This is a genomic window from Geobacillus sp. B4113_201601, from assembly GCF_001587475.1.
GTDB lineage: Bacteria > Bacillota > Bacilli > Bacillales > Anoxybacillaceae > Geobacillus > Geobacillus icigianus.
Map to the genome: position 1 here is coordinate 17,541 of NZ_LQYX01000026.1, position 12,472 is coordinate 30,012.

The 12,472-nt window shown below is 47.4% G+C and carries 11 protein-coding genes; 2 read left to right on the forward strand and 9 right to left on the reverse strand.

What is annotated here, in order from left to right:
- Positions 1–7 precede the first annotated feature (7 nt).
- From B4113_RS20250 to B4113_RS03730, 8 genes are all read right to left on the reverse strand, one after another.
- Positions 8–580 (reverse strand): AAA family ATPase, encoded by a 573-nt coding sequence (locus B4113_RS20250; protein WP_235597946.1) that lies wholly within the window; start codon positions 578–580, stop codon positions 8–10.
- Between the two features lie 274 nt (positions 581–854).
- Complete coding sequence (locus tag B4113_RS03700) at positions 855–1,814, reverse strand: YveK family protein (protein ID WP_160331362.1); 960 nt, start codon at positions 1,812–1,814, stop codon at positions 855–857.
- A gap of 9 nt (positions 1,815–1,823) precedes the next feature.
- Positions 1,824–3,416, reverse strand: coding sequence for an O-antigen ligase (locus B4113_RS03705; RefSeq protein ID WP_033842993.1), 1,593 nt, complete (start codon positions 3,414–3,416; stop codon positions 1,824–1,826).
- 14 nt (positions 3,417–3,430) lie between these two features.
- On the reverse strand, positions 3,431–3,916 hold the full coding sequence (locus B4113_RS03710) for a M48 family metallopeptidase (RefSeq protein ID WP_033842992.1): 486 nt from the start codon (positions 3,914–3,916) through the stop codon (positions 3,431–3,433).
- 458 nt (positions 3,917–4,374) lie between these two features.
- Positions 4,375–7,086: a hypothetical protein gene (locus tag B4113_RS03715; protein ID WP_061912228.1), complete on the reverse strand. Its 2,712-nt coding sequence runs from the start codon at positions 7,084–7,086 to the stop codon at positions 4,375–4,377.
- A gap of 376 nt (positions 7,087–7,462) precedes the next feature.
- Complete coding sequence (locus B4113_RS03720; protein WP_061912229.1) at positions 7,463–8,242, reverse strand: hypothetical protein; 780 nt, start codon at positions 8,240–8,242, stop codon at positions 7,463–7,465.
- Between the two features lie 34 nt (positions 8,243–8,276).
- Entirely contained in the window at positions 8,277–9,620 is a 1,344-nt protein-coding gene (locus B4113_RS03725) for a peptidoglycan-binding protein (RefSeq protein ID WP_061912230.1), read from the reverse strand.
- 179 nt (positions 9,621–9,799) lie between these two features.
- Entirely contained in the window at positions 9,800–10,285 is a 486-nt protein-coding gene (locus B4113_RS03730) for a hypothetical protein (RefSeq protein ID WP_061912231.1), read from the reverse strand.
- Between the two features lie 208 nt (positions 10,286–10,493).
- On the opposite strand from B4113_RS03730, the gene B4113_RS03735 reads away from it, so the two are divergent.
- Positions 10,494–10,901, forward strand: coding sequence for a helix-turn-helix transcriptional regulator (locus B4113_RS03735; protein ID WP_033018400.1), 408 nt, complete (start codon positions 10,494–10,496; stop codon positions 10,899–10,901).
- Between the two features lie 387 nt (positions 10,902–11,288).
- Here the strand turns inward: B4113_RS03735 and ssb are convergent, their stop codons facing one another.
- A complete protein-coding gene (gene ssb, locus B4113_RS03740) occupies positions 11,289–11,636 on the reverse strand; it encodes a single-stranded DNA-binding protein (protein ID WP_033018399.1) in 348 nt (115 codons plus the stop codon).
- 263 nt (positions 11,637–11,899) lie between these two features.
- On the opposite strand from ssb, the gene B4113_RS03750 reads away from it, so the two are divergent.
- Positions 11,900–12,352, forward strand: coding sequence for a YwpF-like family protein (locus B4113_RS03750; protein ID WP_033018397.1), 453 nt, complete (start codon positions 11,900–11,902; stop codon positions 12,350–12,352).
- The last annotated feature ends 120 nt before the right edge of the window (positions 12,353–12,472 follow it).

A 12,472-nucleotide genomic window follows, 5' to 3' on the forward strand; every position in this document is an offset into this window, starting at 1 on the left:
GTTCCGCCTAGCGGGGGGGATAGAGCGGCGATGTAAGCCCATCCATAAGCAAATTCCACGTAATATATTGAGCCATACGATAGCGTTCTGTTACCTGTCCTTTGCTTCGGTCTGTATAAGGGATACGGATGTAGTCTTTTCCTGTTGAAAAACGAGTGCCCTGCAGGGAATCTTTTTTTTCAAAAATGACTCGCAACGGTTTAGAGCGACCATAACGTTCAATGCTTAACGAACCAATCGGAATTTTACGGCGGAAAATCGTTTTGACAAACTCGCTCTTTTTGGTTCGAAGCACATCATTGAACCAAGTGACAAACATCTGCGCTTCTTGGTCGCCAATCAGACAGCCGCGATCAATCGCCGATTCGAGAAACTGATCAATTTCCTTATATACCGAAGTCGCCGGAGGATCTTTCGGAAACAGTTTACGCCCCTCGGACAATACTCCCCAAAGAAGCGACATGATGTAGCTTTTCCCACTGTTATTGTCGCCGACAAATAGCATCAATGGGGCAATATCGATTTCCCCTTGTTTGATTTTCCCGAATCGCTCCACTTTTAACGCCCAAGTTTGTTTCATGCGCGTATCGCCTCTCTTTACAAATTACAAATCCTCTATCTTTCTATTATAAACGATACGCTTTACCTGTAATCAACGATGACAAAGAAAATAGCCTAAAACCGGGCATCTAACCCGCCCTCACGCCACACCCTCGACGACGGGCGTCTAAGGTGCTAGGACCGTCATCGTCCCCACCCACGGCATGGCCGAGTGCCTCCGTTGATAACGGTAAGGAGACATCACCGTCTCTTCTTTTAGCAGTTGACTACTTCGATGATTTGAAACTTATCCATTAGGATTCGAGCTTTCTTTCTTGGCCAGTTTCCTTCCAATAACGCCAGAAAAAAACTAGACCTGTCCCTACCATGATGCCCACCACGAAAGCAATGCCCATATTTAATAATGGTTTAGGACTGTCCGGCGCTTGCGGAACAACCGGTGCAGAAATGACTAATATTTTATTCTCAATGGAAAATGATTGCAAAAAATCACGCAGCTGCTGCTCTTTATTAACATATTGACGGTAACGGTCAGCCAACGATTTGATTTGATTACTCAACTCATTTAGAGCAATTACCTCTTTTTCTGAAAGAGCTGAAATATCACGTAGACGATCTGAGTCTAAGGTGATGATGTACTGGTTGTTATACGAAACGACTGCATCAAGCAAAAGGGACGGTGGCAACTTCAAAGCCACTGCTTGTTGACGATAAAGTTTAATGGTTTGCTGCAGCTGGACTCGCTCTTTTTCTTTCAGTTTCGTAAAATGATGGAGATCTTTTTCAACACCGGTCTGAATATCTTGCCATATCGACTGTTTCACAGCGCTTAAAATCCCATCCAACAACTTTTTGGTGTCAGAGGGATTGGCTGCTTTTAGAGTGATGCGAATCAAGTTGGTATTAGGCACATTTTCAATGTTTAGATTCCCTTTGACTTGCTCCGGGCTATACTTTCCTTGCAAATGCGCTTTTTTGATCCCCTCTTCGATCACAGCAATGGATTGTACACGCTCCATATAGGCGGAGGGCGTAATGATTTCATTGAAATAACTATCGGTTTCATCGAGTTGTTTTCCCGGCACGATCCCGTTATTCACGGATATCGTAGCGTTTGCTGAATAGGTTGGTTTGATCCATACAAAGCTAGCCAACATAGAAAAGAGTAGTGCTACAATCGTTGTAGCCGCAATAATCCATTTTCCTTTCCATATCGTTTCAATGAGTTCTCGCAAGCTGATCGTTTCATCCATCATTTGTTCCTACCTTTTGATTGATTTGTTTGTTGTGTGTAAAAATCCGATGGAAACACCTAATCCTACCCAAAAGAATACCGCAGTTCCAATAATCGAATCGTTAAACATCCCTTGAATGACATAAGCCATGAGTCCCGCGCAAAGCGCTGCAATGTGTACATTAAAGCACTCGTGGATCGAACGCAGCAGCTGTATAAGCCCTCCTACCATGACCATTACCAAGGCAGACAGTGCTACAATCCCCGCTCCAAAGGCCATACCGATATACATGTTGTGGGGCTTATCGACAATAACACTATATCCCTCACCTAAATTCGAATTTTTTTCCGGATCATCTTGATTAAAGAAATAAGGAAACGTATCTAATCCATATCCTAAAAACGGCTTGTCAGAAATAAGTTCTAATGCTTTTTCCCAAATAAAGGCCCGCCCAGATCCCGGCGCTACCCCCGGTCCTGGCAGCTTTGGCAGTCGGTATTCTTCAGCATCTGCATAAGCGGTTGAACCGCTCACCACCTTTTCGGTAATATGCCCGACCACCTGCTCTATATCTTTGAATGCTGTATTCAGCCCTGCTTGTTGATGATCCTGTTGAAAGGGATTATATGGGATGAAAAACCCAATTGTCTCGTCCCAAACACGGTGATTTTGTTTCACAAACGGCACATAAACAGCAACAAAAACAACCATCAAAACCAGACTTGAAAGAGCCGCGACCTTTCTCTTTTCTGCTTTCACGATCATATAGACGAACAGCGGACTCATCAATACTAGCGTCACAAAACCATTACTAGATAGTGACGAAAGAAGCAGAGCAAAGGCTGCTGAGGCGATCAAACCATTCAAGATTTTCTTCGATCTCTTTTCCTCCAAAACAGCCAAGCAGAAGAAAAGAGCAACAAAAAAAGCCGAAACCCCACTCACATAGTTTCCATGGTTAATCGTAGCAAGGAAGTATGAACCTTGAGCAATTTTCGCCCCCTCTGGAAGACTGGAATATAGCAGTGTCCGCACCCAGTGAAGCTGTAAAACATCATAACCAAAAAAGTTCAATGTTCCTAATATCGTGTTTATAATGATGAAAGGGGTCAAAAAGTAAATGAATTGCTGAAATCTCCTTACAGTATACCGTATATTCGAAGCGATGAAGAACAACATCAAGTAACATAAGTACGTCAATGTACCCTCATGGCGATTGTGCAATCCGTACAGAGCAAGCGTTTTATATGGAGCTAAAACAGCTGACAAAGTTACACAAATACCGAGCACAGCGAGAGCTATATTAATTTTTGTTTTCGGAATTTGGTAGTTAAGCACTAACACTTTATATAGAAAAACAAGACCAAGAAACGCTGTAGAGACAAGGAGCGCAACAAATTTATAGTATGTAAACACATCCGCTTTCTTTCCCGTATCCAATACATCAGTTTGAGTGATCGACGGGCTGATAAAATCGCCAATATGCACTCTAACGATCAATGGAATGACCAGCACAATCAATGCCAGCCCCCAAAACAATATGGCATCGACCCGCTCCATATCCATTTGATCCTCATGCTCATCACGTTCAATAGTCAAATACTTATACCAATCAGACATGTTCGCTTCTCACCTTACGATGATTTTTGATGTTGGATTTGAACCAATAATTGATCGATTGTAGCATGATACATTTCTGATCCAGGCAATTTTTTACTTTGTTCGAGATATGCCTTCGCTTTTGCATATTCCCCTTTATAATACAGGATCTCACCAAATTGTAGCGTGAAAATCGGGTCCTGTTGCAGGAAAGGCCTTTTTCTAATCGCTTTTTCATAATATAAAGCAGCCTTATGAAAATCATTTTTCATCGCATACGCTAACCCAAGCGTACGCATGATGTTATAACGGTCCGGATATTTGCTTGACAATGACTGCAAAATTGGCAAAGCCTGCTCTACTTGTCTTTGTTGCATCAACTGAATCGCCTGTTGATACTCCGTATAGTCTTTTCGAAATTGCTCATCCTGTTGTTGGCCTTTCCAGTGCGCATAGCTGATTCCCGCTAAAACAAAAACTAGCAAACCAAGAAACACGTATCGGCCCCATTTTCCATACATAAGTAAATTCCCCTCATTTTGCAACAATCGACAACCTCCTACTTGTAAATTCTAGTTCATCTTGCACCAGAAAGCAATAGAATAGTAGAAATGTCAGTGAAGTAGGGGGTTGTTTCAAAGCGGTTCATCATGATCACATCATTCATCATTGATAAACGAAAATAGTTTTTGAATCATCATTCATCGTTATTCATTTATCACTTCTCCGTGAAAATGCCGAACTGGCGCGGATTTTCATCCCCGGGTGGAGGACAGATCGCGCTGCCCATGAACCTTTTCCTTGAAAAGGAAAGTAAGAGCTATTCCCAAGCAGACAAGCACAACTTTAGATGAAGAACGTTTGCATTCAGCCATCTCTAAAACATATTATTTGGAAAATCATCTCACAAAAGACCCTCCCTTGACAGGGAGTTCCCCACTGTCTTGGGAGGGTTGCTACATTGCTATAGATATACCGCTTATTTGGCCACGTTTACAACAGCATCGGAAACGTCGTTGCCAACTTTATTCGTGTCAGTAATCGAACCAACTTGATCCACATCTACAATGCCCGTTGCGGACAGCGTAATCGGTTTAGACAAGTCGGTTACAGAATTGTTCAGTTTCAGGTAAACCGTTTTGTATCCTTTCGAACCCTGTACTTGTTTAGTAGCATTGTTGTCTTCGTAAACACCCAATACAGTGACACGATTACCATCGACTTTTACGGTAAAATTGTTAGCAGAAAGTGCTTTATCGATCGTCGCATTTGCCACCGGTTCGCTGAAGTCGACACGGATGACGTCTGCGCTGGTTAAGGTCGCTGTGAACGTCGGAGCCACGTTTTCTTTCATGTATTCATATACGGTCACGGTATCCATAACGAGCCCAGACGTATTCTTAATGTTGCTGATCGTAATGACGTGCGTGCCTGTCCACGTATTTGCCCCGGGTGCGAGCGTCACGCGAATGCGTTTCGTATCTCCATCAAAGACTGCTTTCGTGACGGTCAAACCGTTGATGTTGAAGTTGGACAGGTTCAATGCAGAAGCGTCCAAGTTTTGTGTGAACGCAAATACTAATTCGTTGTTGTCCGCTTTAACACCATTGCCGTCATAAGTTAAATCAAGAGCTGGCTTCGTCGTTAAGCTGTCAGAGCCGCGAACGAACGTAATTTGTTTACGCTCGGCATATGGGTTGCCAGCCAAATCGCTTACTAAATCGTTCGGCAGCGTCACGGTGTACGTGCCTTTTGGCAAGGAAGAAATATTCAACGCAACGGATTTCGATTTTCCATCTGTCGGCAGATATAATTTGAAATTGTCGCTAGTTGTTGTCAAAGCTGTGCCGACCGATTTAAGTACGTTGTTTTCATCAATATACTTATCGCTCGCTTGAACGACTGCAATGCTGCTGTCAGTAGTCTTGACCTCTTCGTCAAATGTCAGCACAAGATGCTCAACACCGTCAATTTTCACCACTTGGCTGCTGACGAATTTCGGTGGTGTGTTATCGGCTTTCAATTGAACAACTTTCGTGTATGCATCCCCAGCATTGCCCGCTAAGTCCTTATAATCGCTCACCTCAACTGCATACACACCTTCCGGCAGAGCATTAGCCAACGTTGCCGTATAGACTAAGCCGGTCGAATCAACCGAAACAGATGCTGTTTGGCCACCGATTTTGATGGTCGGATTGCTCAGCAATTTTTCGCTGAACGTTACTTTAACTGTTTTCGTATTGACCGCTTCGATGTTTTGAACCGTCGGCTTCGTGGTATCTACGGTTGTCTTTTTGACCGTCAATTCAGCCGGGTTCGGATTGATGACATTGCCGTTGTAGTCGACAGCACCGAAGATTTTCAATGTCAAGTCTTTATTCACGGGCACAGATGAAGATGCGAGATTGATCGTCATTTCATCGTCGCCAGCCGTGAACTTCGGAGAAACGGAAATTTCGGTTGTTCCGTCGTACAGTTTTACTGTTCCGACACTGACAAGAGGTTCAGAGAACTTCACTTTCAGCGTCAAGCCGTTGTCGGCGTAAGAGGACGACAGAACGCTCGGACGTACCGAATCTGTTGTGTCAATCGTCGTCGTGTAGGATGGAACATCTTTGCCATCCAACGTCTTGACATTTTTAATGTCGACGACATAACGTTTCGTGAAAAATTGACTGCCGTCAGCCACCAACTTCAGCGTTTTCTTATCATCGCTCAACGATGCTTTCACGGTGGAAACCGATCCTTGACCATCAATCGCTGTGAGTGTGATAGCAGTCGCTTTCACGACGTCATCGGACGTATCGCTTGTGCCTTTGTTGTCGATTACCGTTGCAGCGTCGACCGCTTTGTTGAATTTGATTTCCAACGTTTTGGCGTTAACGGCTGTTACACTTTCCACTTTTGGAGGCAACGCCGCTTCATACGCCGCATTGGCGTCTTGTGCTGCTTTTTGCAGTTCAGCTTTGAACGCATCGGTTACTTTCGATACATATTGGTTGACTTGGTCAAGCGCGGCTTTCGCTTTGTCCAAGTTGCCGGCTTTGACAGCGTCTTGCGCTTCACGCGCTTTCATGGCAACGGTGATGTCGTAGATCAAGCTGTCGCGCAGTTTTTGCGCTTCGGCTTTGAATTGCGAGCGAAGCAGTTCGCGCGTCGATTGGCCGTAGACGCGGTCGAGAATGACCGTGCGCGTTTTGAGCTCATAGGAGATTTTGTGGTAGAGCTCTTCCGCTTTTTTCAGGTCTTTCGCTTTGATGGCACCGTCTAAGTCTTGGCGCATTTTGTCGAGCTTGACGGCATAGTTGTGAGCGTCAATGTACGTAGCGGCACGCGCTTCGCCCGATTTCGGGTTGGCTTTGAATACATACGTTTCGTATGTAGCTTGCAAGTCAGCCAAATACGCGTCTTTTTTCGCGCCGCCGGCTTTGTTGACGACAGCGACAGCGTTCTTATACGCTTGCTTCGCTTTGTTGTAAGCGGAAACGACATCGCTGATGTTCGGGAGTTTACCCGTTTCCGTTACCGTGTGGCTGTACGTATAGTACGCTTGCTTCATTTGCGCTTTCGCTTGGCTTACGACCGTCGCAACGTCCGTTGCTGCTTGGGAAGCATGCGGGTTGGCTGCGACGAAAGCGCTCGCTGCGACAGCGCTGGCTGTAGCGAGTTTGACTGCTTTCTTTTTGTCCATAAATCTGAAAATCCCCCTTCATTGTTTATAAAACTTCAGACAATGACTACTAAACTTAGTAGTAGTTTAGTAGATTCACTGTCTAAAAGGTGCTAACACAATCCACATTTCTCCTCACTGACTAAATCCCAGCGAGCCTAGTGATAGTTTCATCGGTTGCTAACACCTGAGCACAATTCCTCAATGCTCCACGTATCCTATATTAATACATTTTTCTTCTAATTTCTAGCCCTAAATACAAATTTTTTAGAGAATATGTTATTGAAATTATTGCCATCGGCGGCGACATTGATATGAATATGCCGGCAATGGAAATTTAGAACGATATTTTTGCTGTTTTGGTGGTTTTGGTTGGCAAATATGTTGTACAAAAACATCAATCATTTTTCTTCACCGTGACGTCCATCGGTTGACCCAGCGTCATTTTGACGACGTCATAGCGGTCATTCAAGTACAGATCGAGAAAGCGGAACTGTCCTGAAAACTGTTCCGGGCTGTTGGTGATGGAAAATTGCAGCTGCATGGCGTAATCCCCGCTGTTGGCAAGCTGTTCGGCAATTTTTTCGATCTCTTCCTTCGGCACGTTGTATGCTTTTAAGTAGGAGATCGAGTCGGCAATCGCTTTGACGTTGTCGTTGAAGAAAATGGAGAGCGTCACCGTCGCACCGTCGATTCGCCCTTCAATGGGCAAGGACATACGTTGGCCGTATAAGTACCAACCGAACAGGCGGCTGCCTTTTTTTCGCTCAATAACGAACGGCGCGGATTCATTCCCGGCCTGAAGAATGTACTGCCCTTTCAATGAGCGGGCGACAAGAGAGAGAAGCTCGTCTTTAGTGAACGGCACGTATTGGATGGCGTCCCCTTGTTTGGCATACAGTCCCCCTCCTAAGCTGTAATAGACGGCGCCGCCTGCCCGTTTTTGGCTGTAGACGCGATACTCGCGCCCTTGTTTCGCCGTCATGGCGGATTGCCATGCCATCCCGTTCAAGCGATATAGGGACGTGTCGCGCAAAATGACGACTTTGCCGATCATGCCTTGTTTCCATTGAACGTGCCCCCATTGGACGGCGGCGTCAACCGCTTGCCCGTTCCCCCCTAAGGCGACAGCGGCTGCAAGGCAGATGGCAGCTGCCGTTTTGGATGCATGTTTCATCTTCGTTTTCCTCCTCATTTTGGTTATCGTTATGCTAAAACAACCGCTTCGCCCCCAAGTACCGCTGCTTCCAATACGATTGGTCGAGGCGGCTGATCGTGACGCCGGTCGAGGCGCCGCTATGGATGAACTGGCCGTTACCGATATAGATGCCGGCGTGCGATGGGCCGCTCGTTGTCGTGGCGAAAAAGACGATGTCGCCAACTTCCGGGGCGGAAACCGGTGCGCCTGCCTTCCACATCAAAGCGACGGTGCGCGGCAAGGTAACGCCTTGTTGCTGGAACAGGTAGAAAATGAATCCGCTGCAGTCAAATCCCTCTTCCGGGGCATCGCCGCCCCAAACATAGGGAGCCCCGAGCAGTTCAGCCGCATCGGCGACGAGCTCAATGACGTCCAGTTTCGCTGCCGGGGCTTGTCCGACCAGGCGTTCGTAGGTTTGGCTGTCAACGACCCCGGTCACGGGGAGTTTGGCCGCTTGCTGGAAACGGCGGACGGCATCGGCGGTGACGGCGCCATAGTAGCCGGTGATGTCCGAATTGATGAAGTAGCCAAGCTCTCTGAGCTTCTGTTGCACTCGCTTGACTTCTTCGCCCCGCGAGCCAATCGAAAGAAGAAGCGACGGCCGCTTACTGGTCGGCGGTGGGGAAATTTTGGCCTTGACAGCATTCCCTAGGCGGGCGGCCGTTCGACTGTCAACCACACCGGTCGCCGGCAGGCCGTTGGCTCGTTGAAAGCGGCGGACCGCCTCCGCCGTTATTTCCCCGTAGTAACCAGTGATGTTCGGATATGTAAAGTAACCAAGTTGTTTGAGGTGCCGCTGCAGCTCGCGGACTTGGCTGCCGCGCGAACCGACTGACAATCCAACGGATGACGAAACGCTTCCTTCGGTTTGCTTCAGCCGCTCAAGCGTCGCCTGATCAGCGCGTCCCGTCACCGCAAGCCTGTTGTCTCTCTGGAACTGCTTAACCGCCTCGGCGGTCACAGCGCCATAGTAACCGGTAATTTGCGGGTAGCGAAAATAACCGAGCCGCTTAAGGCGCTGTTGCAGCTCACGCACCTCGTCTCCGCGCGAACCGATCGCCAAGGTACGGCTTGATGCTGACACGGTTAATTTCGCGTAGGTGGCCGGATCAACGCTGCCGGTGACCGGCAAGTTCATCGCCCGTTGGAACGCTTTGACCGCTTCTTCGGTCACGGCGCCAAAGTAGCCTGTCGCTTGCGGATACGTGAAAAAGCCTTGCGCTTTCAAACGCAGTTGAAGTTGTTTGATTTCAGGGGAGCTCATGCCTTTTTTCCATTCCGCCGCTTGGCTGTCGTCGGGGGCAAGAAAAAAGGCGGAGGCCATCGCGGCTGTAAAGACGACATGACTTGGTTTCACGGGTTGACCCTCTCCCTTCGCCCTTCCATTTCTGTCTGTTCCGCCCGTTGACCGTGACGGGCAGCTTGTCCAGCCCACGACAAAAAACGGCAGTATTCTTTCTTTTTAGTATAACGGACAAAAAGGGCCAAAGGAAATGATTTTTTCATTTGGAAAAGGGAGGGCAAATGGTGCTTGTCTCATTTCGAGCGTGATGGACAAGTCAGCCAATACGATACCCGGCGATCTTCGACAAGGTGGATCGACTGCAAGATTTCATAAATGAGCTGTTTTTCCATCGCCAACCATTCATCGACACGAAGAGGGATGTATTTCTGTTGCAGACTATTCCACTCATAGAGGGCGACGGTGAACTTTTTCTGGCGGAGATCGAGCTTGACGATAAACATATACAACTGGCTTATGCATTTTAAGACAAAATAGAGCTGAGCATCAGGCGAGCAGGTGATGGTCCGAAACGTCGCCTCCTCCTCAAAGGGCGCGCACTCCCGGCTGTTTGCGCTTTTTAAGGAGCGAAGCGAATCCGTGAAGCTGGACGGGGCGATCGTTTTCAGCTGCACGGAAAACGGGTTTTTCATTTCTTTAATATAGATGCGATATACGGGTTTCGCCCGCTTCTGATTGTTCCGTTCACATACGACAATATCAGCAAGATAAATATGCACCTTAACCCCCTCTTTTAGTTTTTGATTTCCCATTTTTACCTATTGTACTATGCCCTTCCTAAAAAGAGAAAGATGTCGAGGCGTGAAAGAATACGAAAAGACGTTCTAATTTAGAAACTTTAAAAACATTGATCAAAAAAGGAACAGAAATCGTTCGCGCGCTTTTCTATCTTTAAAGAGTAACGAACGAAAAGCGTGGTGACTAACGATGACAACTCTCGGAGAAACGCTCAAGCAATTGCGAAAGCAACGGCGCTGGACGCAAGAACGACTCGCAGAGCAATTGAACGTGTCGCGTTCGCAAATCAGCAAATGGGAAAATGGCAGCTTGCTTCCGGATGTGCAATCGCTGGAGAAACTTTGCCGGTTGTTTGGCGTCAGCGCTGATTTTTTGCTCGGCGGCGAAGCGCGCCGGCGGGAACTATTGCGCGAAGTGGCCGACCAATACGGGGCGGTGGGTGTGAGCGACACAGCGCTCACAGCGTTCAGTTATCTGCTGCAAAACGAAGAGATGAGCGCGGCCATTTACGCCCTAGCCAAACTGCCCGATAAAAAACGCAAACATGTTGAAACGATGATTGCCACCATCATTAAAGAGTGCTCAGAACTCCTCTAACTGGGAAAAAGGATGTGTTCCTTGAACAGAATCACGGAAACCAAATCGCCAAAGCGCTAGGACTTCACCCGCAAAAAGGATGTGTTCCTTGAGCGGAACCTAGAAGACTGGTAAAAAAAAACAAATTGACTCGATTGGGGGAGAAGTCACAAGGAATGAAATGATGACGTTGCAACGTTTTTTGGTTTGGGAACACTGTCGGAGAGCAGTATTTCTCCTTAAATCACCGGCCTGCTAGGCTGATATTCCCTCCGTCTTCACCCGTCCTCTTATTGTCCGGGTTAAAAAAAGCGCTAACAACTAGTGCTAGCGCCATCCATTGGGGAGTCTGTGAGGATCCGTTGTCTCTCTTGGGGATTCGCTTGGAAAGGCATGATGGGGAAACCATCAGACGTGCTCCGGCCATTCAGGTTGTTTGCCGGAGTGCAGAAATTGAACGGACTGCGCCACCACCTCGGTGACATAGACGCGCTGGCCGTCTTTATTGTCGTAGCGGCGCGTCTGAATTCGCCCGGTCACCGCCACCATTGAGCCTTTTCGGCAGTAATTGGCGGTATGCTCGGCTGTTTTCCGCCATAAAACACAAGGAACGAAGTCGGCGTCAATCCCTCCTTCCGCATTGCGGAAATTTCTTGCCACTGCCAGCGTAACCGTTGCCACAGCGGCGCCGTCGGCCGTATAGCGAAGTTCCGGATCCTTCGTCAATCGACCGACCAGCACGACTTGATTGATCATGCCTCGACACATCCCCCCTTTCCGCCCATCGCATTTTTATCATAAATGATCCCGTTTTCTGCCGTAAAATCGCGATTTTTGCATTTTTTCGCGCATTCTATGCGTAGAAGGCCGCGAAACATGCCGATTTTTCGTTCAAAAAAGCAGGCAAAAATGCTGTTTTTGTCACTAAACGACAAAAATGCTAATCGATTTGCGGTTTTTCCTCTCCCGATCGCCTATGCTATAATCGATGTAAGACAACGGGTAATGAGGTGGACGACATGAAAACGTTCAAGCTCGTCGGGCTCTCGGTCATCGACAGCGAAAGGCAGCGCCAAGACATTCCTTTTATCGACGGGTTGATTATCAACAAAGAGGATGGGCAAAACCGCTGGCTCGTGGAAGCGTATTTGGACGATGAGTATGAACCGGTGTTTGCGAGCCTACAGCAGCAACCGGAGTTTCAGCTGCAAGTGACGATCACCAATCCAGGCAATGATCCCGCCAACATGCTGGTCGCTGTCCGCTCGATCACGAAAATGAACGGCCATATTAGCGTCTTGATGGAAGGGCTGATGATTCCGAGACGAACCCGCCTAGCAGAAATCGTATTGGAAGGGCTCGTAGAAAAAGGGCTGCAAGGCGAGGCGCTGCTGCAAGCGTTTCGTCAGCAGTTTCGTCAGCAAATGGAAAAGCAGCAAAACGCCAAAGCGCCGCGCGAAGCGAAACGGTGACGTCCCACGGCTCCCTAGAGGGCTGGTGAAAAACCACTGTTTTTCTTGATCAATGATTGAACGTGTAAACATCAGGGCTGATGGAACAAGTTTTTTCTACTTGAGAAACGATTGGGAAAA